This is a genomic window from Streptomyces sp. NPDC051561, assembly GCF_044454195.1.
GTDB lineage: Bacteria > Actinomycetota > Actinomycetes > Streptomycetales > Streptomycetaceae > Streptomyces.
Window position 1 is genome coordinate 26,932 of the sequence record NZ_JBITDM010000003.1, and the last position, 22,134, is coordinate 49,065.

At 71.4% G+C, this 22,134-nt stretch carries 17 protein-coding genes; 6 read left to right on the forward strand and 11 right to left on the reverse strand.

What is annotated here, in order from left to right; genetic code table 11:
- Positions 1-2: 2 nt before the first annotated feature.
- The 8 genes from ftsW to rsmH all read right to left on the reverse strand — a co-directional run bounded on the left by ftsW (position 3) and on the right by rsmH (position 10,654).
- Entirely contained in the window at positions 3-1,319 is a 1,317-nt protein-coding gene (ftsW, locus tag ACIA73_RS08140; protein WP_399437512.1) for a putative lipid II flippase FtsW, read from the reverse strand.
- Between the two features lie 66 nt (positions 1,320-1,385).
- Positions 1,386-2,816, reverse strand: coding sequence for a UDP-N-acetylmuramoyl-L-alanine--D-glutamate ligase (gene murD / locus ACIA73_RS08145; protein WP_399437513.1), 1,431 nt, complete (start codon positions 2,814-2,816; stop codon positions 1,386-1,388).
- Positions 2,798-3,868 carry a phospho-N-acetylmuramoyl-pentapeptide-transferase gene (gene mraY / locus ACIA73_RS08150; RefSeq protein ID WP_399437514.1) on the reverse strand — a complete coding sequence of 357 codons (1,071 nt, stop codon included), beginning with the start codon at positions 3,866-3,868 and terminating at the stop codon, positions 2,798-2,800. The genes murD and mraY overlap by 19 nt, the downstream gene beginning before the upstream one ends.
- Positions 3,865-5,325 carry a UDP-N-acetylmuramoyl-tripeptide--D-alanyl-D-alanine ligase gene (gene murF / locus ACIA73_RS08155; RefSeq protein ID WP_399437515.1) on the reverse strand — a complete coding sequence of 487 codons (1,461 nt, stop codon included), beginning with the start codon at positions 5,323-5,325 and terminating at the stop codon, positions 3,865-3,867. The genes mraY and murF overlap by 4 nt, the downstream gene beginning before the upstream one ends.
- Positions 5,326-5,329: 4 nt before the next feature.
- On the reverse strand, positions 5,330-7,054 hold the full coding sequence (locus ACIA73_RS08160; protein WP_399437516.1) for a UDP-N-acetylmuramoyl-L-alanyl-D-glutamate--2,6-diaminopimelate ligase: 1,725 nt from the start codon (positions 7,052-7,054) through the stop codon (positions 5,330-5,332).
- 99 nt (positions 7,055-7,153) lie between these two features.
- A complete protein-coding gene (locus ACIA73_RS08165) occupies positions 7,154-9,112 on the reverse strand; it encodes a peptidoglycan D,D-transpeptidase FtsI family protein (RefSeq protein WP_399437517.1) in 1,959 nt (652 codons plus the stop codon).
- Between the two features lie 4 nt (positions 9,113-9,116).
- A complete protein-coding gene (locus ACIA73_RS08170; RefSeq protein WP_399437518.1) occupies positions 9,117-9,698 on the reverse strand; it encodes a septum formation initiator in 582 nt (193 codons plus the stop codon).
- Positions 9,695-10,654, reverse strand: coding sequence for a 16S rRNA (cytosine(1402)-N(4))-methyltransferase RsmH (gene rsmH, locus ACIA73_RS08175; RefSeq protein ID WP_399437519.1), 960 nt, complete (start codon positions 10,652-10,654; stop codon positions 9,695-9,697). The genes ACIA73_RS08170 and rsmH overlap by 4 nt, the downstream gene beginning before the upstream one ends.
- A gap of 397 nt (positions 10,655-11,051) precedes the next feature.
- Here rsmH and ACIA73_RS08180 point away from each other — a divergent pair, with 397 nt between their 5' ends.
- The 4 genes from ACIA73_RS08180 to ACIA73_RS08195 all read left to right on the forward strand — a co-directional run bounded on the left by ACIA73_RS08180 (position 11,052) and on the right by ACIA73_RS08195 (position 16,643).
- Positions 11,052-11,603, forward strand: a complete 552-nt coding sequence (locus ACIA73_RS08180; RefSeq protein ID WP_399437520.1) for a beta-class carbonic anhydrase — start codon at positions 11,052-11,054, stop codon at positions 11,601-11,603.
- A 227-nt stretch (positions 11,604-11,830) separates the two neighbouring features.
- Complete coding sequence (locus ACIA73_RS08185; RefSeq protein ID WP_399437521.1) at positions 11,831-12,844, forward strand: AAA family ATPase; 1,014 nt, start codon at positions 11,831-11,833, stop codon at positions 12,842-12,844.
- On the forward strand, positions 12,844-14,232 hold the full coding sequence (locus ACIA73_RS08190; protein ID WP_399437522.1) for a DUF58 domain-containing protein: 1,389 nt from the start codon (positions 12,844-12,846) through the stop codon (positions 14,230-14,232). The genes ACIA73_RS08185 and ACIA73_RS08190 overlap by 1 nt, the downstream gene beginning before the upstream one ends.
- Positions 14,229-16,643 carry a DUF3488 and DUF4129 domain-containing transglutaminase family protein gene (locus ACIA73_RS08195; protein ID WP_399437523.1) on the forward strand — a complete coding sequence of 805 codons (2,415 nt, stop codon included), beginning with the start codon at positions 14,229-14,231 and terminating at the stop codon, positions 16,641-16,643. The genes ACIA73_RS08190 and ACIA73_RS08195 overlap by 4 nt, the downstream gene beginning before the upstream one ends.
- Before the next feature lie 222 nt (positions 16,644-16,865).
- Here the strand turns inward: ACIA73_RS08195 and ACIA73_RS08200 are convergent, their stop codons facing one another.
- The 3 genes from ACIA73_RS08200 to ACIA73_RS08210 form a co-directional block, all read right to left on the reverse strand.
- On the reverse strand, positions 16,866-17,264 hold the full coding sequence (locus ACIA73_RS08200) for a DUF3040 domain-containing protein (protein WP_399437524.1): 399 nt from the start codon (positions 17,262-17,264) through the stop codon (positions 16,866-16,868).
- Between the two features lie 336 nt (positions 17,265-17,600).
- The gene (locus tag ACIA73_RS08205) at positions 17,601-18,365 is read right to left on the reverse strand and encodes a class I SAM-dependent methyltransferase (protein ID WP_399437525.1); all 765 of its coding nucleotides are present in this window, start codon (positions 18,363-18,365) and stop codon (positions 17,601-17,603) included.
- A 180-nt stretch (positions 18,366-18,545) separates the two neighbouring features.
- Complete coding sequence (locus tag ACIA73_RS08210) at positions 18,546-19,043, reverse strand: SAV_6107 family HEPN domain-containing protein (protein ID WP_399437526.1); 498 nt, start codon at positions 19,041-19,043, stop codon at positions 18,546-18,548.
- 171 nt (positions 19,044-19,214) lie between these two features.
- Here ACIA73_RS08210 and ACIA73_RS08215 point away from each other — a divergent pair, with 171 nt between their 5' ends.
- A complete protein-coding gene (locus ACIA73_RS08215) occupies positions 19,215-19,994 on the forward strand; it encodes an ATP-binding cassette domain-containing protein (RefSeq protein WP_399437527.1) in 780 nt (259 codons plus the stop codon).
- A complete protein-coding gene (locus tag ACIA73_RS08220; RefSeq protein WP_399437528.1) occupies positions 19,966-22,083 on the forward strand; it encodes a YhgE/Pip family protein in 2,118 nt (705 codons plus the stop codon). Before ACIA73_RS08215 ends, ACIA73_RS08220 begins: the two co-directional genes overlap by 29 nt.
- Positions 22,084-22,134: the final 51 nt, after the last annotated feature.

Genomic DNA, 22,134 nt, shown 5'->3' on the forward strand with positions numbered 1-22,134 from the left:
ATTCACCGCTCTCCGGACGGACGCTTCGTGACGCGCCGTCTCATCGTTTTCCATCTCGTCCCGGGCCGCCTCATGGCCAGTGCGCCCCGCGCCGCCGGGTCCTGTCTCGCGAAGGCGATCAGCAACCCCACGGCGAACATGGTCGGCAGCAGGGCCGAGCCCCCGTACGAGAACAGCGGGAGCGGGACACCGGCGATCGGCAACAGACCGAGCACCGCACCGATGTTGATCGTGGCCTGCGCCATGATCCAGGTGATCACACCTCCCGCGGCGTACCTCACGAAGGGGTCCTCCGTGCGTCCGGCCACGCGGATACCCGCATAGCCTAGGGCCGCGAACAGGGCGAGTACCGACAGCGTCCCCGCCAGACCCAGTTCCTCGCCGGTGATGGCGAAGATGAAGTCGTTGTGGGGCTCGGGAAGTTGGCCCCATTTTTCCACGCTCGCACCGAGTCCGGATCCGAACCAGCCACCGGACGCGAGGGCGTAGATTCCGTGCACCGCCTGCTGGCACTGGCCCTCGGGGCCCATCTCCGTACGCAGGATGCATTCCAGCCGGGCCATCCGGTTGTCACTTGTCTTGATCAGGGCGAAACCGAGGAGTCCCGCGAAGCCCAGGACTCCCGCGAACAGCCGGGTGGGGGCGCCGGCCAGCCACAACAGGCCGAAAAGGATCGCGGTGAGGATCATCGCGGTGCCCATGTCGCCGCCGAGCATGATCAGCCCGAGCAGCATGAAGGTCACCGGAACGAGCGGCACCAGCATGTGCTTCCACTGCGCCAGGAGGTGCTTGTCCTGTTTGCGGGCGAGCAGGTCGGCGCCCCACAGGATCAGCGCGAGCTTGCCGAACTCGCTGGGCTGGAGCTGGAAGGGGCCGCCGATGGAGATCCAGTTCTGGTTGCCCTTGACCGCGTGCCCTATCCCGGGGATCTGCACCAGCGCCATCAGGAAGACGGTGCCCGCGAGCAGCGGGTAGGAGAGTGCGCGGTGCAGCTTGACCGGCATCCGGGAGGCGATCAGCAGCAGTACGCCGCCGAGGGTCGCGGCCAGCAGCTGCTTGCGGAAGAAGTACGAGCCGGGCAGGTCGAAGCGGAGTGCCTGGATCATCGAGGCGGAGTAGACCATCACCAGGCCGAGGCCGGTGATCAGCAGGGCGCTGCCGAGGATGACGTAGTACGCCGTCAGGGGGCGGTCCCAGGCCCTGCGGAGCTGCTCGTGGAGCCGCTGGGGGGCGCTCGGCCCACGGGGGCGGCGTGGCGCCGCAGCGCCGCGCAGGGCGGCGGTACGGACCCGTGGCGTCTTTCTGGCCGTGGCCGGCATCTCGAAGGTCCCCTCCAACAACTCGTGCGCCGATGAGCAGGGCCGGGAGGCCGGGGGTGCGTGAGCCTACCGGCCGGTGTCGTCGGCCAGTTCGCGTACGGCATCGGCGAAGGCCTCGCCGCGCTCGTTGTAGTTGGCGAACATGTCCATCGAGGCGCAGGCCGGGGCCATCAGCACCGTGTCCCCCGGCTTCGCGAGTGCAGCCGCTTCGCGGACCGCCGCCGACATCGCCCCAGTGTCGGTCCGGTCGAGGTCGACCACCGGCACCTCGGGGGCGTGTCGCGCCAGGGCTTCGGCGATCAGCGCACGGTCGGCGCCGATCAGCACCACACCGCGCAGGTGCTTCGCCGACCTCGTCACGAGCGCGTCGAAGGTGGCGCCCTTGGCGAGGCCGCCTGCGATCCAGACGATGGACTCGTACGCCGCCAGGGAGGCCTCGGTGGCGTGGGTGTTGGTCGCCTTGGAGTCGTCGATGTACGTCACACCCGCGACGTCCGCGACGTGCTCGATGCGGTGCGCGTCCGGGCGGAAGGCGCGCAGGCCCTCCCGTACGGAAGCGGGCTTGACGCCGTACGCACGGGCCAGCGCGGCGGCCGCGAGGGCGTTGGCGAGGTTGTGCGGGGCGGCCGGGGTGACGTCGGAGACCTCGGCCAGCTCCTGGGCGTTCTTCTGACGGTTCGTGACGAAGGCGCGGTCGACGAGGATGCCGTCGACGATGCCGAGCTGGGAGGGGCCCGGGGCGCCCAGGGTGAAGCCGATGGCGCGGCAGCCCTCCTCGACGTCGGCCTCGCGGACCAGGTGCTCGGTGGCCTCGTCGGCGACGTTGTAGACGCAGGCGGTCTGGTTGCCCTCGTAGATACGGCCCTTGTCGGCGGCGTAGGCGTCCATCGAGCCGTGCCAGTCGAGGTGGTCCGGCGCCAGGTTGAGCACGGCGGCGGAGTGGGCGCGCAGCGAGGGGGCCCAGTGCAGCTGGTAGCTGGAGAGCTCGACGGCCAGCACGTCGTACGCCTCGCCCTGGAGCACCACGTCGATGATCGGCGTACCGATGTTGCCGACGGCCGCGGTGCGCAGGCCCTCGGCGGTGAGGATCGAGGCCAGCATCTGGGTGGTCGTGGTCTTGCCGTTGGTGCCGGTGATCGCCAGCCAGGGGGCGGCGCCGGGGCCGCGCAGCTGCCAGGCGATCTCGACGTCGCCGACCACGTCCACGCCCGCCTTCGCGGCCTGCGCGAAGAGTGGGCTGTCCGGCTTCCAGCCGGGGGAGGTGACCACGAGCTCGGTGCCCTCGGGGAGGGTGTCCGGGTCCGCCAGACGTACGGCGATGCCTTCGCTTTCGAGCTCCGCCGCGCGGGCCCGGTGCGTGGCGCTGTCGCCGCCGTCGACGACGGTGATGCGGGCGCCGAGGCCGGCCAGGGCGCGGGCGGCACTGATGCCGCTCACGCCGAGACCGGCGACGGTGATGCTGCGGTCCTGCCAGGTCGTCACTTTCCGGCTGCCCATCCCGCGTAGAAGAGTCCGAGGCCGACGATGACGCACATGCCCTGGATGATCCAGAAGCGGACCACCACAAGAACTTCGGACCACCCCTTGAGTTCGAAGTGGTGCTGGAGCGGCGCCATCCGGAAGACCCGCTTGCCGGTCATCTTGAAGGAGCCGACCTGGATGACCACCGACATGGTGATGAGGACGAAGAGTCCGCCGAGGATGGCCATCAGCAGCTCGGTGCGGGAGCAGATCGCCAGACCGGCGAGCGCGCCGCCGAGGGCGAGCGAACCGGTGTCACCCATGAAGATCTTGGCCGGCGAGGTGTTCCACCACAGGAAGCCGAAGCAGGAGCCCATCAGCGCCGAGGCGACGACCGCGAGGTCGAGCGGGTCGCGGACCTCGAAGCAGGCGTTGGGGTTGGTCAGGCCGGGAGCGTTGGCGCAGGACTCCTGGAACTGCCACAGACCGATGAAGGTGTACGCGCCGAAGACCATCACGGAGGCGCCGGTGGCCAGTCCGTCGAGGCCGTCGGTGAGGTTCACGCCGTTCGACATCGCCAGGATCATGAACAGCGCCCACACCACGAACAGCACCGGTGTGATCGACCAGCCGAAGTCGGTGACGAAGGAGAGCCGGTCGGAGGCCGGGGTCTGGCCGCGGCTGTCGGCGAAGTTGAGCGAGAGCACCGCGAAGGCGGTGCCGACGATCAGCTGGCCGAGCATCTTCGCCTTGGCCCGCAGACCCAGCGAACGCTGCTTGACGATCTTGATGTAGTCGTCGAGGAAGCCGACCAGGCCCATGCCGGCCATCAGGAAGAGCACCAGCACACCGGAGAGGGTGGGCTGGCTGGAGGTGAGCACCTTCGTCAGGGCGTACGCGATGAGCGTGGCCATGATGAAGGCGATGCCGCCCATGGTCGGCGTGCCGCGCTTGCCGTGGTGGCCGCGGGGGCCGTCGTCACGGATGAACTGCCCGTACCCCTTGCGGGCGAGCAGCTTGATCAGCAGCGGGGTGCCGATGAGCGTCAGGAAGAGGCCGATGGCCCCTGCGAAGAGGATCTGGCTCATGCGCCTTGGACCTCACCCTCGGTGGCGGGATCGAGCAGCGCCTGGGCGACGGCTTCGAGGCCGACCGACCTGGATGCCTTCACCAGCACGACGTCTCCCGGCCGCAGTTCCCCGCGCAACAGGTCGATCGCCGCCTGCGTGTCGGACACGTGCACCGACTCCTCACCCCACGAACCCTCGTTATAGGCGCCCAGTTGCAGCCAGGAAGCCTCCCGGCCCCCGACTGCAAGAAGCTTGCTGACGTTGAGTCGGACGGCGAGCCGTCCGATCGCGTCGTGCTCGACGAGCGAGGTGTCCCCCAGCTCGGCCATGTGACCGAGCACCGCCCAGGTCCGCCGCCCCTTGCCCATGGACGCGAGCGCGCGCAGGGCGGCTCGCATGGATTCGGGGTTCGCGTTGTAGGCGTCGTTGACAACCGTCACGCCGTCGGGACGCTCGGTGACCTCCATGCGCCAGCGGGAGAGGGTCCCCGCCTCGGAGAGCGCCACGGCGATCTCGTCGACGGACAGGCCCAGCTCATGGGCGACGGCGGCCGCGGCGAGCGCGTTCGACACGTGGTGCTCACCGTACAGCCGCATGGTCACGTCACTGCACCCGGAGGGTGTGCAGAGCGTGAAGGCAGGCTGCCCCTGGTCGGTCAGCCGGACGTTCTCGGCCCGTACGTCCGCGGTGTCCGACTCGCCGAAGTACAGCACCCGCGCCTTGGTGCGCGAGGCCATCTCCCGTACGAGGTGGTCGTCCGCGTTCAGTACGGCGACCCCGCCCGCCCGTCTCCCGCCCCCGCCCTTCTGAGGAAGCCCTTCGGGCCCTTCGTCTGCTGCCGGCAGCGACTCGACCAGCTCGCCCTTGGCCTGGGCGATCTTCTCGCGGCTGCCGAACTCGCCGACGTGCGCGGTCCCGACGTTGAGGACGAGGCCGATGCGCGGCGGGACGAGCCCGGTGAGGTAGCGGATGTCGCCGACGTAGCGGGCGCCCATTTCGAGGACCAGGTGCTGGGTGTCCTCGGCGACGCGCAGTGCCGTCAGCGGCAGGCCGATCTCGTTGTTGAGGTTGCCCGCCGGGTAGACGGTGGGGGCCTTGCGCTCCAGGAGCTGGGCGATCAGGTCCTTGGTGGAGGTCTTGCCCGCCGATCCGGTGAGGGCGACGACGTCGGTGCCCAGGCGCGCGACGACGCTGCGGGCCAGCGCGCCCAGTGCCTCGGTCACGTCGGGGACGACGATCGCGGGCACGCCGACGGGGCGGGTGGCGAGGACCGCCACCGCGCCCGCGCCGATGGCGCGCTCGGCGTAGTCGTGGCCGTCGACGTGCTCACCGGCGTACGCGGCGAAGAGCGAACCGGGCCGTACCTGGCGGGAGTCGATGACGACCGGACCCGTGACCTCAAGGCCGGTGTCCGGTATGTCGTGCGTCTGTCCGCTGACGAGGTCGGCGATCTCGGCGAGGGAGAGGGCGATCACTGCTTCATCCCATCTCGTGCCGGCGGCGCTCGATGGCGTCGCGCAGCACCGTGCGGTCGTCGAAGGGGCGGATCACTCCGGCGATGTCCTGGCCCTGTTCGTGGCCCTTGCCCGCCACGAGGACGGTGTCGCCGGTCTTCGCGCGGGCGACTGCCTCGGCGACGGCGGCGGCCCGGTCCTCGAACACGGCGACATCGCCGCGCTCGTGCGCGGGCACTTCGGCCGCGCCCGCGAGCATGGTCGCGAGGATCGCGAGAGGGTCCTCGGAGCGGGGGTTGTCGGAGGTCAGTACGGCGGTGTCGGCGAGCCTGGCGGCCGCCGCGCCCATCGGGCCGCGCTTCTGCTTGTCGCGGTCGCCGCCGCAGCCGAGCACGATGTGCAGCTGCCCCTCGGTGACCTTGCGCAGGGCGCGCAGCACCGATTCGACGGCATCCGTCTTGTGGGCGTAGTCGACGACGGCGAGGTAGTCCTGTCCGGCGTCGACGCGCTCCAGACGGCCCGGGACGCCGGGGACGGCGGCGACGCCGTCGGCGGCGGTCTGCGGGTCGTACCCGGCGGCGGCCAGGGTGACGATCGCGGCGAGGGTGTTGGCGACGTTGAAGGTGCCCGGCAGCGGGGCGGTCGCACTGATGTGCTCACCCTTGGGCCCGAGCACGGTGAAGGTGCTGGACTGCGGTCCGACCTCCACCTTGTCGGCGCGCCAGTCCGCGTCGGGGTGGCCCTCGGCGGAGAACGTGATCACCGGCACACCGGACTCGGTGACCAGACGGCGGCCGTACTCGTCGTCGAAGTTGAGGACTCCGAGGCGGGAGCGCTCCGGGGTGAAGAGCTGCGCCTTCGCCCGGAAGTAGTCCTCCATGTCGGAGTGGAACTCCATGTGCTCGGGGCTCAGGTTGTTGAAGACGGCGACGTCGAAGACGCAGGCGTCGACCCGGCCGAGCACCAGGGCGTGGCTGGATACCTCCATGGCGACCGACTTGACGCCGCGTTCGCGCATGACGGCGAAGAGCGCCTGGAGGTCGGTGGCCTCGGGGGTGGTCCGCTCGGACTTGATGCGCGTCTCGCCGATCCGCATCTCGACCGTGCCGATGAGGCCCGGGAGATCGCCGGCCGCCTTGAGACCGCCCTCGACGAGGTACGCCGTGGTGGTCTTGCCGGAGGTTCCGGTGATGCCGATCTGGAGCAGGTCGCGGCCGGGGTTGCCGTAGATGTCGGCGGCGAGCTGGCCCATCCTGGAGCGGGGGTTCTCGACGGCGAGCACCGGCAGCCCGGTGGCGGCGGCGCGCTCCGCCCCCGACGGGTCGGTGAGGACGGCCGCGGCGCCCAGTTCGGCGGCCTGCGAGGCGAAGTCGGCGCCGTGCAGGCGGGCGCCGGGCAGTGCGGCGTAGACGTCGCCGGGGCGCACGGCGCGGGAGTCGTGGGTGATGCCCGTGACTTCGACGCCCGCCGTGGCGGCGGTGACTGCGCCGTCGGTGACTGGGGTGGTTCCTGTGGTCTCTCCAGGTCCTGGGGACTCGATGCCCAGCCGTTCGGCCAGCTCCCCGAGGGTCGTCGGGCGGACCCGGTCCGGCCTGGGCGCTCCGGGGTAGTTCACCGGAGCGTCCTTCTGGGTGGTTTGGGACTGATCAGCGTGTGGCACGGCGGTGAGCGTACCCGGCGTGATGGGTTCCGGGCGAAAGCAGGGGGCCTGCGCAACCCGATTTCGGGGGTCGTTGGTGAGGGTTGTCACTGAGGGTTTCCGGTTCACAGCGAGGGGTTCGGGTGAGGGGGTCGGGTTCTGGCCAGCAGGCGGCCGGTTCGCGCCGGCCGGCCGGCCGGCGCGGGCCGGTCAGCTTCCCGGGGTGAAGGTGACCGGGAGGTGCGGGGGCTTGCCGCCGGTGGGGGCGACCTGGCGGGTCTTCAGGGCGAACTCCATGACCTGCTTGTAGATGGGGCCGCAGATCTGGCCGCCGAAGTAGCTGCCCCTGGTGGGGTTCTGGATGGCGCAGTAGACGGTGATGCGGGGTTCGTCGGCGGGCGCGAAGCCGGCGAAGGAGGCGGTGTAGCCCTTGTAGCGGCCCGTCATGGGGTCCACCCGGTTGGAGGTGCCGGTCTTGCCGCCGACCCGGTAGCCGGGGATACGGGCCTTGGTGCCGGTGCCCTCCTCGTCGTCGACGACGGACTCCAGCATCTGGGAGAGGGTCCCCGCGGTCCGCTCGCTGACCACCCGGGTCTTCTTCGGTGCGGGTGCGGGGGTGAAGCGCCCGTCCGGGCCCTTCGTGCCTCGTACCAGGGTCGGCTCGATCCGCACTCCTCCGTTGGCGATCGTGGAGTAGACGGAGGCCGCCTGCATCGCGTTCAGGGACAGGCCCTGGCCGAAGGGGATCGTGTACTGCTGCGAGGTGGACCACTTGTCCGGCGGGGCCAGGATGCCGGGCGTTTCGCCGGGGAAGCCGAGGCCGCTGCGGCGGCCGATGCCGAACTTGGTGAGATAGGAGTGGAGGACCTTGTTGGCCTCCGGCTGGGTGTCGCCGAGTTCGCCGGTGGCCAGGATGGTGCCGATGTTGGAGGACTTGGCGAGCACCCCGTTGAGGGTGAGGTACCAGGTGGGGTGGTCGATGTCGTCCTTGAAGTTGCGGTCGCCGCGCTTGAGCCGGTTGGGGACCACGACATGGGTGGCGGGGGTGGCCGCCTTCTCCTCCAGTACGGCCGCCATCGACATGATCTTCGAGGTGGAGCCGGGCTCGTAGGCGTCCTGGAGGGCGGCGTTGCCCATCGCCGCGGAGTTCGCCTGCGAAAGGTCATTGGGGTCAAAGCCCGGGGCGTTCGCCATCGCCAGCACCTCGCCGGTGCGGGTGTCCTGCACTATGACGTACCCGCGGTCCGCCTTGGACTTCTCGACCTGGTCCTCGATGGCGTTCTGGGCCGCCCACTGGATGTCGCGATCGATAGTCAGTTCGATGTCCGAGCCGGGCACGGCGGGGGTCTCGTTGGCGCCCGCGGTGGGCACCCGGCGGCCGCCCGCCTGGGCGAAGGTGATCTCACCGTCCTGGCCCGCGAGTTCCTTGTCGAGCTTGACCTCCAGACCGCCGGCGCCCCGGCCTGCGGCGTTCACGTAACCCAGTATTCCGGCGGCCAGGTCCCCGTTGGGGTAGACGCGGGTGCTGCTGGGCTCCTGGAGGATGCCGCCGAGCAGGTTGGTGGCGGAGTTGGGCTTCTTCCGGTTCGCGGCCTCGGCCCGGTCCGCGTACACGCTCTTCAGGTCCTTGAGCTGCTTCCAGACCTGCGGGGTCTGGCGGCGGGCGAGGACCACGTACCGCGTCTTGGGGGTGGCGAGCTTCTTGGCGAGCTCCGCCGGGGTCCTGCCGAGGATCGGGGCGAGCAGGGCGGCGGCCCGCTGGGGTGCGTCGCGCAGCTTGCTCTGCCCGGGGGTGAAGAGGAAGGGGTCGGCGGTGATGTCGTGCGCGTCCACGCTCGCGGCCAGCGCGATGCCGCTGCGGTCGGTGATCTCGCCGCGCTCGGCGGTCAGCGTGTGCCTGGTCTGCCGCTGGGCCTCGGCCTTGTCGGTGTACGTCGCCGCGTCCACCGCCTGGACCTGGAACAGCCGTACGACGAAGGCCACCATCACCAGCGTCAGGCCCAGACCGACCAGCCGCAGCCGGGGCTTGGGGCTGCCGAGCCGCAGCTGCTTGGCCTTGGCGGCGGGCTTGCGGGGTGCGGCCTTGCGGGGTGCGGTGCTGCGCGTGGGCGGCCGGCCTGGGGCCGGGACCCGTCGGCGCGGTTCGTCTCTCGGGGCCTTCGGGGGCACTGCGTCACCTGCCGGAGGTCGTCGGTGTCTGCTGTGTCGGTGTCTGTGGTGCCGGGGACGGCTGCGCGGGCGGCGGGCTCGCGGAAGCGGGAGGAGCGGAGGCCGGTGGAGCGGAGGCCGGGGCACTCGCGGTGGTGCTTGCGGAGGGAGTGGGTCCGGCCGGTGGGGCCAGGGGCGCCCGCTGTTGTCGTACGGGTTCGGGGGCGGGCTCCGGGGGCTCGGTGGCTTCCGTCGGCGTACCCCTGACCTTGCCGTCGGGGTCCAGGAAGGCGGGTGAGCCGCCGGGGACCATGCTCAGCTCGCGGGCCCGGCGCTCCAGGGCGCCGGGGGCCGAGCGGTCGTCGACGTCGCGCTGGAGCTGCTGTTCCTCGTCGGTCAGCTCGGTGGTCTGCTTCTTGAGGTCGTTCAGCCGGAACGAGCCCTCGTTGAGAGCCGAGTTGAGCATCAGCAGACAGATCAGGCCGCCGCCGAGGAGGACCACGACCAGCAGCACGAAGGGAGTGCGGGCCGCCTGGCTGGGGCCCGGCGGCAACAGCTGGGACAGCCGTGCGGCCCTCCCCCTCAACTGCTTGGCCGGCTTGGTCACTCGCTCTCGTCCTCCCGGATGCGCTGGGCGCCGCGCAGCCGGGCGGGTGCGGCCCGGCGGTTCTCGGCGACCTCTTCCTCGGTGGGCAGTTCGGCGCCCCGGGTGAGCAGCTTGAGCCGGGGCTGGTAGCGCTCGGGGACCACCGGCAGTCCCGGCGGTGCGGTGTTGGCCGCGCCCGCCGCGAAGACCTGCTTGACGATCCGGTCCTCCAGGGACTGGTACGACATCACGACGACCCGGCCGCCGACCGAGACGGACCGCACGGCGGCCGGAATGGCGGCCTGGACGCTGTCCAGTTCGCCGTTGACCTCGATACGGAGCGCCTGGAAGGTCCGCTTGGAGGGGTTGCCCCCGGTCCGCTTGGCGGCCTGCGGGAGCGAGTCGCGGATCAGCTCCACCAGCCGGGCGCTGTTGCTGAAGGGCTCCTTGGCGCGCTCGCGGACCACGGCGGAGACGATCCGCTTGGCCTGCTTCTCCTCGCCGTACTGGCGCAGGATGCGCACCAGTTCGCCGGGCGCGTAGGTGTTGAGAACCTCGGCGGCGCTGACCCCGGTGGACTGGTCCATGCGCATGTCGAGCGGGGCGTCCTGGGCGTACGCGAAGCCGCGGTCGGCCTCGTCGAGCTGCATGGAGGAGACGCCGAGGTCGAAGAGGACGCCCTGGACGCGCGGGATGCCGAGCCTCTCCGTGACGTCGGGAAGCTCGTCGTAGACCGCGTGCACCAGCGTCGCCCGGTCGCCGAAGGGCGCGAGCCGCTCGCCGGAGAGCCGCAGGGCCTCCTTGTCGCGGTCCAGGCCGATCAGCCGCACGCCGGGGAACTGGGTGAGCAGGGCCTCGCTGTGACCGCCGAGCCCCAGGGTGCAGTCGACGACGACCGCCCCGGGCTCGGAAATGGCCGGGGCCAACATGTCCAGGCATCGCTGGAGCATCACCGGGACGTGTCGGGACTGGCTCATGCGCCCTCTCGAAGCAGGGGCGCGCGGCTGGGGATCCGTACCGAATGACCGGGATCCCGCATACGTACGGCCCGGTCCCCACCCGCTCGGGAAGGGGAGCCGACCGCAGGGGCCGACCGACGAGCGGGCGGAGGCCGGGCCGTACGTAACTGCCGCGCGCGGGGGGAACAACTGGATTCGCGTCACTTTAGTCCACTCGTCCTCGCGGTCAATCAACGGGCAGCGCACCGCGTGCCGTGCCCCACGACAGACCCTTCGACCAGATATTCACTCGTACGAGGTAAGGGTCGAGCACCTCTTCCCACCCTTGTGGATTAGCTCACAACCCGCCTGGTTGACCTTCTTTTTCCCTCTCCCGCGCAGGAGGGGACCCAGCCTGACCAGTACCGTCATACTCATGTCGACTTCCGTATCCCTTCCCGAAGGCCCCGACGGGCGAGACGGCTCCGACGAGGCCACGGTCATCGACCGTCTCGTCACGGCCAATCAGCGGTACGCCGATGACTTCACCGACCCGGGGATGGACGCCCGGCCGGTGCTGCACGTCGCCGTCGTCGCCTGCATGGACGCCCGCCTCGACCTGCACGACGCGCTCGGCCTCGAACTCGGCGACTGCCACACCATCCGCAACGCCGGCGGCGTGGTGACCGACGACGTGATCCGCTCGCTCACCATCAGCCAGCGGGCGCTGGGCACCTCCAGCGTCATACTCATCCACCACACCAACTGCGGTCTGGAGTCCCTCACCGAGGACTTCCGGCACGAGCTGGAGGACGAGGTCGGCCAGCGCCCCTCCTGGGCCGTCGAGGCGTTCCGCGACGTGGACAAGGACGTGCGGCAGTCGATGCAGCGCGTGCGGACCTCGCCGTTCCTGCTGCACAAGGGGGACGTGCGCGGGTTCGTGTTCGACGTGACGTCGGGGCTGCTGCGGGAGATCGACCCGGCCTGACGATCTCGTCCGACCGGCCGATCCGCAGGCGAAGATCTGGCGCAAAAAAGCACCAACTCCGGCATTTCGCATTCACTTGTCCGCAGGCGAGTGACACGAAGCGGTAACGGCAACAAGAATGCGTACGAGACATCCGGCCGGGAACCTTCCGGCCGGGCTGTCCGTGTTTCGGGGTGGGCCGCTCGCGTCGTCGTGACGCCGGCCCGAAAGGGCCGAGGAGGGCCGGGGTGACGACCTATGACGATCGAGCGAGCCTCACAGATCTGACCACCACAGCGGAGCGGATCCGCAGGTCGGTGGAGGCTGTGATCGAGGGCAAGCCGGAGGTCGTACGGCTTTCGCTGACCGTGCTCCTCGCCGAGGGGCATCTGCTCATCGAGGACGTGCCGGGCGTCGGCAAGACGATGCTGGCGAAGGCCTTGGCGAGATCCATCGACTGTTCGGTGCGGCGTATCCAGTTCACACCGGACCTGCTGCCGTCCGACATCACCGGTGTGTCGATCTACGACCAGCAGCAGCGCGACTTCGAGTTCAAGCCGGGGGCGATCTTCGCGCAGATCGTGATCGGCGACGAGATCAACCGTGCGTCGCCCAAGACCCAGTCCGCACTCCTGGAGTCCATGGAGGAGCGGCAGGTCACCATCGACGGGCAGACCTACGAACTGCCCAACCCGTTCATGGTGGTGGCCACCCAGAACCCGGTCGAGATGGAGGGCACCTACCCGCTGCCCGAGGCACAGCGCGACCGCTTCATGGCGCGGGTGTCCATCGGATACCCGTCGCCGGACGCCGAGTTGCAGATGCTGGACGTGCACGGCGGGATCTCCCCGCTGGACGACCTCCAGCCGGTGGCGCACGCGCACGACATCGTGAAGCTGATCGACGCGGTGCGCAAGGTGCATGTCGCGGACGCAGTGCGCAGGTACGCCGTCGAGCTGGTCGGGGCCACCCGCAACCACCCCGACCTGCGCCTCGGCGCCTCCCCGCGCGCCACCCTGCACCTGCTGCGGGCGGCCAGGTCGTCGGCCGCCCTCAGCGGGCGGGACTACGCCCTGCCCGACGACGTACAGGCGCTGGCGGTCGCGGTGCTCGCGCACCGGCTGCTGCCGACCGCGCAGGCGCAGCTGAACCGGCGGACCGCCGAGCAGGTCGTGCTGGAGATCCTCCAGCGGATCCCGGTGCCGACCGGGAACACCCCGGCACCGCCGCCGTACGGCACGCCCGGCGTCCGGCCGCTGTGATGTCCGCCGGGGGGCCCGAGGCCGAGCCCGGGGAGAAGGGCGGCATCCGGGCGGCCCTGTCCGGGCTGACCACGCGCGGCCGGTCGTTCCTGGCGGCCGGGCTCGCGGCCGCGGTGTGCGCGTACGTGCTGGGACAGGGCGATCTGCTGCGGGTGGGGATGCTTCTGGCGGTGCTGCCGCTGATGTGTGTGCTGGTGCTGTACCGCACCCGCTACCGGGTCGCGGGCAGCCGCCGGCTGACCCCGGCGCGGGTGCCTGCCGGGTCCGAGGCGCGGGTGCACCTGCGGATGGACAACGTGTCCCGGCTGCCCACCGGGCTGCTGATGCTCCAGGACCGGGTGCCGTACGTGCTGGGGCCGCGCCCCCGCTTCGTCCTGGACAAGGTGGAGGCGGGCGGGCGGCGCGAGGTGTCCTACCGGGTGCGCTCGGATTTGCGCGGACGGTATCCGCTGGGGCCGTTGCAGCTGCGGCTGACCGACCCGTTCGGGATGTGCGAGCTGAGCCGTTCCTTCAGCGCGTACGACACCCTGACGGTCATCCCCCGGGTGGAGGCGCTGCCTCCGGTACGTCTGACGGGTGAGGCCAACGGGTACGGCGACGGGCGGCTGCGGTCGCTCGCGCTGGCCGGCGAGGACGACATCATTCCGCGCGGCTACCGGCACGGCGACGACCTGCGCCGGGTGCACTGGCGCTCCACCGCCCGGTACGGCGAGCTGATGGTGCGCCGCGAGGAGCAGCCGCAGCGGGCCCGCTGCACGGTGCTGCTCGACACCAGGCGGGACGCCTACGCCGGCGCCGGACCCGACTCGGCCTTCGAGTGGGCGGTGTCCGGGGCGGCCTCCGTGCTGGTGCACATGCTCGAACGGGGCTTCTCGGTAAGGCTGTTGACCGATACCGGCAATGCGGTGCCTGGTGACGGCGCGGGCGGATTCACCGGTTCCACCCAGGAGTCGGCGGACTCGGCGGGGCTGATGATGGACACCCTGGCCGTCGTCGGGCACTCCGAGGGCGGTGGGCTCTCGCCGTCGTACGACGTGCTGCGCGGCGGCAACGAAGGACTTCTGGTCGCCTTCTTCGGTGACCTCGACGCGACCCAGTCGGCGATCGCGGCGCAGATGCGCCAGCGGACCGGCGGGGCGGTCGCGTTCGTCACGGACAGTGCGGTGTGGACCTGTGAGCAGGATGCCGCGGTGGCGGTGCGCGAGCAGGCCGAGGAGCGGATGCGGGGGCTGCGCGAGGCGGGCTGGACGGTCGTCTGCGTACCTCCGGGCAGGCCGCTGCCCGAGCTGTGGCGGCAGGCCGAGGCGCAGCGGGGCGGCGGGGCGGGCAACAAGAGCATGAAGACGGGGACTTCGGGGATGTCGGGGATTTCTGGGGGCTGGTCATGAGCGGGCGCGGGCGGATGACGCTCTGCGCGCTGGCCGCCACCCTGCTGGCGGCGGCCGCGCTGATTCCGCTGGTGACGGATGCGGGCTGGTTCCTCCAGGCGGTGTTCCTGGTCGCCGTGCAGGCGGGGGTCGGGGCGCTGGCGCGGCGGGTGCCGCTGGCCAAGGCGCTGACCGTGGCGGTCCAACTGGTCGTCTCCCTGGTGCTGTTGACGCTGCTGTTCGCCAGGGGCCAGGCGGTGCTCGGGTTCCTGCCGGGGCCCGACGCGGTCGAGGAGTTCGGGCGGCTGCTGAGCACCGGTGCCGCGGACGTCAACCGGTACGCGATCCCGGCGCCGGCGTCCGAGGGGATCCGGCTGATGCTGATCTCCGGGGTGCTGCTGATCGGCCTCGCGGTGGACGCGCTCGCGGTGACGTTCCGCAGCGCGGCCCCGGCCGGACTGCCGCTGCTCGCCCTGTACTCGGTGGCCGCGGGCCTCTCCGGGGGCGGTGCGAGCTGGCTGTACTTCCTGCTCGCGGCCTCCGGTTTCCTGCTGCTGCTGCTCGCGGAGGGCCGGGACCGGCTCTCGCAGTGGGGGCGGGTGTTCGGCGGCGCGGCCCCGAACCGGTCCCGGCAGAGCGTCGGCGGGATGGAGCCCGGCAGCGGCTCGCCGCTCGCCCCGATCCGTACCGGACGGCGCATCGGCGCCCTCACTCTGGGCGTCGCCCTGCTGATCCCGGCCCTGCTGCCCACCCTGAACGGCGGGCTGCTCGGCGGCAGTGGTCCCGGGCGCGGCTCGGGCGGGGGCGGCACCATCTCCGCGGTGAACCCCCTGGTCTCGCTCCAGGAGAGCCTCAACCAGCCGATCGACCGCGAGGTGCTGCGCTACCGCACCACCTCCCAGCAGCCCCAGGACATGTATCTGCGGATCGTGGCGCTGGACCGGTTCGACGGTACGGCGTGGAAGTCCTCCGAGCGCGAGATCGGCGACGTACCCGCTCCGCTGCCCCGGCCCGCGGGCCTGAGCACCGAGGTCGGCACCGTCGAGATCAACACCAACATCTCGGCCGCCGACTCCTACGAGCAGAACTGGCTGCCGCTGCCGTTCCCCGCGACCAAGGTCGAGATCGGCGGACGCTGGCGGTTCGAGCCGGAGGGCCGCACCCTGGTCGGCGACCGGGGGCAGACCACCAAGGGCGTGCGGTACAGCGTGACCAGCCTGGCCGTCCAGCCGACGAAGGAACAGCTGGCCCAGGCCCCGGAGGCACCGGCCGCGCTCCGCAAGGAGTACACCCAGGTGCCCACCGGGCTGCCGCCGGTGGTCAAGCAGACGGCGCTCCAGGTCGTCAAGAACGCCACGAACGACTACGAGCGGGCGGTCGCGCTGCAGAACTGGTTCGCCTCCGAGGGCGGATTCACCTATGACACCCAGGTCCAGTCCGGCACCGGCTCCGCCGCCATCGCGCGCTTCCTGAAGCAGAAGGAGGGCTTCTGCGTCCACTTCTCCTTCTCGATGGCGGCGATGGCTCGCACGCTGGGCATCCCGGCGCGGGTCGCGGTGGGCTTCACCCCCGGTACGGCACGCTCCGACCAGAGCATGTCGGTCGGGCTGCGCGACGCCCACGCCTGGCCCGAGCTGTACTTCGAGGGCCTGGGCTGGACCCGCTTCGAGCCGACCCCGACCCGGGGCAGCGCGCCCGAGTACACCCGGCAGGACGCCCCTTCGCAGAACCCGACCGACCCGGCGCAGCCGACCGCCGGTGCGTCGAACGTGCCGGCCAACACCCCCAAGCCCTCCAACAGCTGCCCGGAGGCCGACCGCAAGCTCGGCGAGTGCGGGCAGAACCCGCAGGCCGGTCCGGTCGATCCGACCGACACGGGCACCCCTGCCGGGACGGTCGCCGCGATCGCCGCGGGTGTGCTGGTGGTCCTGGGGCTGCCGTTGCTGCCACTGCTGTGGCGGACCAGGGTGCGGGCACGACGGCTGGGCTCCGGCGGTCGTACGCCGGCGGATGCGGCGGCCAGGACACTGGCCGCCTGGCGGGAGATCACCGACTCGGCGTGGGACGTGGGGGTGACTCCCGACGAGTCGCAGACCCCGCGCAAGACGGCGGCCAGGATCGTCCGGCTGGGCTCGCTGGACGAGCCGTCGGCCCAGGCGGTGCACCGGGCGGCGGGCGCGGTGGAGCAGGTGCTGTACGCACCGGTGCCGCAGGCCGGGAGCGGCCTGGTGGACGACGTGCACCGGGTACGCGAGGGCCTGCGGGCGGCGGCGGGCCGCGGCACCCGGCTCCGTGCCCTCCTGCTGCCGCGATCGGCGGTGCGGGTGGTGTGGACGGTGTCCGCACGGGGTTCCGCGGTGCTGGGACGGGCCGGCGAGATGTGGGGGCGGTGGGCCGGGGGGTTGAGAAGGGTATCCCGCCAGCGGGGGTAACCGGCCTACGGGTGGGGGCCCGTGCCCCTGGAAGGCGCGCGGGCCCCCTCCCAGGGGCACGAGGCCCCGCGCCACAGGAGTGGCCGTCCGTGCGACGGGCGTGGTCGGGGAGCGTTGGAGGGTGGGGAGAGACGTGTGAGGGGCGGCCACCTTGCGGTGGTCGCCCCTCACACGTCGTTGTCAGGCGTGCTGTCGGCCCGGGTGCAGGCCGTCTCGGCGGTGTCAGCCGCCCTGTTGATCGTCGCGGCGGCGCTGCCAGCGCTGCTCTATGCGGTTCATGACCGAGCGGCGCTGCCTCGGCTGGCGGCGCCCTGCGGGCGCCATGCCGGGAACGGGCTGTTCGCCCGGTTTGGGAGCCTTGCGCCATCCGGTGACCGCGAGGACGGCACAACCGAGCATGACAAGGAATCCGACCACGCTCACCCAGATTTCCTGGGCGACCATGCCGGCCATGAGGAGCGCGATACCCACAAGAAAGCCTGCGACCGCTTGGTAGACCCGTCGCCGGGTGTACGTACGCAGCCCGCTTCCCTCAAGCGCTGTCGCGAATTTGGGATCTTCGGCGTACAGCGCTCGCTCCATTTGCTCGAGCATTCGCTGCTCGTGCTCCGAGAGCGGCACGGAGTCCTCCTACTCGTCGGTCGCGGGGGGCGACCGGATGCGGCCCTTTCAGAATAGGCAGGGAATCGCCCCCGTGAAACCCGCCCTCTACGCCAATTCGCCAATCCGGGCCGCCGTGCCGGCTTGGCTGTTGAAGCGTGCATTCCCCAACGGCCGACCCGTCATGCCGACGGTGTCCCCCGATCATACGGGGCCCGGAGGCTGATCGGGGGGCCTGTGGCGGACTCCGTACCCCACACCTACCCGCTCCCGCCCCTGATCAGCCGCCCCGGCGGGGCTGTTGGGGCAGTCCCGGGCCATTGCTCCGGACGGGCTGCGGGGGAAGTAAGGGAGGAGTTACGCCGGTGCGCGCTTCTCGCCCAGGACGTGCAGCTGGGTGGCGACCGCGTGGAAGGCGGGAAGTTCGGCGGCGGCTGCCTCCAGCTTGAGGAGGGCCTCCATGGCGCCGGGTTCGGTGTCCACCAGGACGCCGGGGACCAGGTCGGCGAAGACCCGCACGCCGTGTATGGCACCGACCTGGACGCCCGCCCCGTCGGCCAGCTCGGTGAGCTGCCCGGCGGTGAAGCGGCGGGGCACCGGGTCGCCCTCGCCCCAGCGGCCCGCCGGGTCGGTGAGGGCCTGGCGGGCCTCGGTGAAGTGCCCGGCCAGGGCGCGGGCCAGTACGGCGCCGCCGCTGCCGGCCGCGAGCAGGCTGAGGGTGCCGGCCGGGCGCAGCGCGGCCACCACGTTGGCCAGGCCCTCGGCCGGGTCGTCGACGTACTCCAGGACGCCGTGGCACAGCACCGCGTCGTACCCCTCGCGCTCGACCACGTCGAAGAGGCCCAGCGCGTCGCCCTGGACTCCCTTGACCCGGTCGGCGACGCCTGCCTCGGCGGCCCGGCGCTCCAGGGCGAAGAGGGCGTTGGGGCTGGGGTCGACCACGGTGACACGGTGGCCCAGCCTGGCCACCGGTACCGCGAAGTTTCCGGTGCCGCCCCCGGTGTCGAGGATGTCCAGGGTGTCCCGGCCGGTCTCCTTGGCGCGGTGGTCGAGAGCGTCCTTGAGGACCTCCCAGACGACGGCGGTACGGAGGGAGGCGCGGGGGCGCATCGGTTCCGACACGGCATTGACTCCTCGGTGAACGGTGCGGGCGAACCCGCTGACAAGGCACCCTCCGGCCGGGGCGGAGCGCCCACCGGCAAGGCTCCGCCCAGCCTAATGGCCCCGGCCACCACCCAGGTCCTGGCGCCCGGACCATGACGCCCGGGTCAGCCGCTCCCCCGCGACTCCGGTCCGCCCGGGTCAGCCGCTCCCCCGCGACTCCGGTCCGGCAGGCCGTGCGTCCTCCGCCCTGGCCCTGGGCAGCACGGGCTGGAGTACCAGCATCCGCTCGACCAGCCGGAGGAACATCGCCGCGTCGCGCACCAGGTCGTCGGCGTCCCGGGCGCTGGCGGCGCCGCGGATCCCCGCCTCGGCGCGGGCCCTGCGCTCGGCGCCCGACGCGAACAGGGCGCTCCACTCGGTCAGTTCGGGGGCAGTCTCCGGCAGCACCTCCCAGGCGCTGCGTATCCGCTGCCTGCGGCGCGGGGTGGATTCGGGGCGGCCCCGGGCGGCCAGGACGGCCGCGGCGGTGCGCAGGGCTGCCAGGTGGGCCGTGGCGTACCGCTCGTTGGCGGCCTCGGTGACGGCGGCCTCCTCCAGGCCGGAGCGGGCCTGGGCGAGCAGGTCGAGGGCGGCGGGCGGCGCCGTGGAGCGGCGCAGTACCGGGTGGACGTCTGCATGGACACCAGCGCGAGTCATGACGAACCTCCTGATCGTCCGGTTTGAGACACAGGCCCTGCACGGCTTTGAGGCCGTCTGAGCCCACTGTGAGGGACGCCACTGACAATCGGCCCTGAGCTGGGCCTTTGCGCCCCGCCCCCGAGGGCATACTTTTGGACTGACCGGTCAGTTCAAAAACGGGGAGGGTGCGTGGACAGCCCGCACACGGGGACAGCAACTGCCGCGGGGGCCGCGGTGAATGCCGTGGACTTCGGGCTCAAGGGCCCGCGCGGCTGGGCCTTCCGGGGGGTGGATCTCGCTGCCCCGGCCGGTTCGTTCGTGGCGATCGAGGGTCCCTCCGGTTCCGGCCGGACCTGTCTGCTGCTCGCCCTGACCGGACGGATGCGCGCCACCGAGGGGCATGCCGAGGTGGGCGGGCTGCGGCTGCCGAAGAAGCCGGCGGGGGTGCGCCGGATCAGCGCACTGGGCCCGGTGACCGGGGTCAACGAGCTGGACCCGGCCTTCACCGTGGCCGAGCACCTGCGCGAACGCGCCCTGCTGCAGCGCCGGTTCGACGGTGCGCTGCGCTCGCTGTTCCAGCGGCCCTCGGTACGCCGGGCGGCGGCCCGGGCCCGGATCGACGCCGCGCTGGCGGCCGCCGGGCTCGACCTGGCCACGCTCCCCAAGGGCGAGCGGACCTCCGTGCGGGACCTGGAACGCCTGGAGGGGCTGCGGCTGTCGGTGGGGCTGGCGTTGATGGGTTCGCCCCGGCTGCTGGCCGTGGACGACGCCGACCTCAAGCTGTCGGACGCCGAGCGCGAGCAGGCCTGGGAACTGCTGCGTTCGGTCGCGGCGGCCGGTACGACCGTGCTCGCCGTGTGCAGCGAGCCGCCCGAGGACGCACTGCGGGTCCGCGTACGGAACGAGAAGACGAAGGAATCGACCGAGGAGGGGGCGGCCGATGCGCTCGCCGAAACTGGCCGCGCTTGAGCTCAAGCGGTTCGGCAGGGGGAAGCTGCCGCGCGCAGCGCTGGTGGCACTGCTGTTGCTGCCGCTGCTCTACGGCGCCCTGTACCTGTGGTCCTTCTGGGATCCGTACGGGCGGCTGGACAAGATCCCCGTGGCGCTGGTCAACGAGGACCAGGGGGCGAACGCCGCCGGAAAGAAGATCACCGCCGGTGACGAGATCACCAGGAAGCTGACCGACAGCAAGGTCTTCGACTGGCAGGAGGTGAGCGCGAAGGACGCCAAGGACGGTGTCGAGAGCGGCGCGTACTACCTGTCGTTGACCATGCCGTCCGACTTCAGCCGGCGGATCGCCTCCAGTTCCGGCGACTCCCCGGAGACCGGCGCGCTCCAGGTCGCGACCAACGACTCCAACAACTACATCGTCGGGCAGATTTCCCGGACGGTGTTCTCCGAGGTGCGTACCGCGGCCTCCACCAACGCCTCGCGCGGGTTCCTCGACAAGATCTTCATCTCGTTCTCCGACATCCACGACGCGACCGAGAAGGCCGCGAAGGGCGCCAACGACCTCAAGGGCGGGATCGGGAAGGCGAAGAAGGGGTCCAAGGAGCTTTCCGACGGGCTGAAGGACGCCAAGAAGGGCAGTGGGGACCTCTCCGGCGGGATCAAGAAGCTGGACACCGGTGCGGCCGAGCTGGCGTCCGGGTCGAAGCAGGTCGCGGACGGTACGAAGCTGCTGGCCCAGAAGGTCAACGGGGTGGCGAACCGGGTCCAGCCGTATCTGAAGGACGACGGCAGGTCGATCGCCAAGGCCGCCCAGCTGGTCGCGGACTCCTCCAAGGTGACGCGCAACCACCTCAAGACCCTGGTGAAGCACGCCCCGGGGGCCGCGGCGGACGCCCGCAAGGGCGCCACCGATCTGGCCGCCGTGCACAAGGAACTCTGCGAGAACCCGGCCGGGAAGGACGCGCTCGACCCGACCGCCGTCACCTTCAGGGCCCGCGCCTGCCCCGTGCTGGAGAAGGGGGTGACGGCCGCCGGGGAAGCCGCGGTGATCGCCGGGGACGTCAACGCGATGGTCAAGGACAGCAAGGGCGACCTGGCCACCCTGGACGCCCGTCTCGCGGACGTCCAGACCAAGTCGCAGGCCCTGGCCAACGACGCCCCGCACCTGGACGACGACCTCAAGACCGCCGTCGCCAAGGTCAACGCCCTCAACTCCGGCGCCCAGAAGGTCTCCCGGGGTGCCACCAAGCTGCACACCGGCCTGACCTCCGCCCGCACCGGCGCCACCAGCCTCGACTCCGGCGTCGGCAAGCTCAAGACCGGCGCCCACGACCTGGACGGCGGCCTCTTCAAGCTCGCCGACGGCAGCGGCAAGCTGGCCGGCGGCCTCAACGACGGCGTCGGCAAGATCCCCGACTACGACAAGGACTCCCGCGACCAGCGCACCGAGGTGATGGCCGACCCGGTCAAGCTGGCCTCGCAGTCGATGCACAAGGCGCCCAATTACGGCACCGGTTTCGCCCCGTACTTCATCCCGCTCTCCCTCTGGGTCGGCTCGATGGTGGCGTACATGCTGATCCAGCCGCTCAACCGGCGGGCACTCGCCGCGGGCGCCTCCGCCTGGCGGATCGCCTTCGCGGGCTGGCTGCCGGTCGCCGCCCTCGGGCTCCTCCAGATCGCGGCACTGATGTCCGTACTGCACTTCGCGCTGGGCCTCCAGATGGACCGGGCCGTCGGCACGATCGCCTTCCTCGCCCTGGTGACCTGCTGCTTCTCGGCCATCGTGCAATGGCTCAACGCCCGCTTCGGGGCGGCGGGCAGGATCCTGGTGCTGGCGGTGCTGATGCTTCAGCTGACGTCGGCGGGCGGTACGTATCCGGTGCAGACCTCACCGCCGTTCTTCAACGCGATCCACCCGTTCCTGCCCATGACGTACGTCGTCGAGGGCCTGCGCAGGCTGATCTCGGGCGGCGGTCTGGAGCCGGTCTGGACGGGCAGCGCCGTACTGGCCGCCTTCACGGCGGGCGCGCTCGCGCTCACCGCGCTCTCGGCGCGCCGCAAGCAGGTCTGGACGCTGGACAGACTCCACCCGGAGCTCAGCCTGTGAGCCCGGCCGCCTCCGTGCGCCCGACCGGGCCCGGCACAACGGCCGGACCTG

Excerpts from the sequence above, each read along its gene's own strand:
- murD (WP_399437513.1), bottom strand. The coding sequence starts at position 2,816 with ATGGGCAGCCGGAAAGTGACGACCTGGCAGGACCGCAGCATCACCGTC.
- ACIA73_RS08195 (WP_399437523.1), top strand. The coding sequence starts at position 14,229 with ATGAGCGGGCGCGGGCGGATGACGCTCTGCGCGCTGGCCGCCACCCTG.
- ftsW (WP_399437512.1), bottom strand. The coding sequence starts at position 1,319 with ATGCCGGCCACGGCCAGAAAGACGCCACGGGTCCGTACCGCCGCCCTG.
- ACIA73_RS08220 (WP_399437528.1), top strand. The coding sequence starts at position 19,966 with ATGCGCTCGCCGAAACTGGCCGCGCTTGAGCTCAAGCGGTTCGGCAGG.
- mraY (WP_399437514.1), bottom strand. The coding sequence starts at position 3,868 with ATGAGCCAGATCCTCTTCGCAGGGGCCATCGGCCTCTTCCTGACGCTC.
- ACIA73_RS08180 (WP_399437520.1), top strand. The coding sequence starts at position 11,052 with ATGTCGACTTCCGTATCCCTTCCCGAAGGCCCCGACGGGCGAGACGGC.
- ACIA73_RS08210 (WP_399437526.1), bottom strand. The coding sequence starts at position 19,043 with ATGACTCGCGCTGGTGTCCATGCAGACGTCCACCCGGTACTGCGCCGC.
- rsmH (WP_399437519.1), bottom strand. The coding sequence starts at position 10,654 with ATGAGCCAGTCCCGACACGTCCCGGTGATGCTCCAGCGATGCCTGGAC.
- ACIA73_RS08190 (WP_399437522.1), top strand. The coding sequence starts at position 12,844 with ATGTCCGCCGGGGGGCCCGAGGCCGAGCCCGGGGAGAAGGGCGGCATC.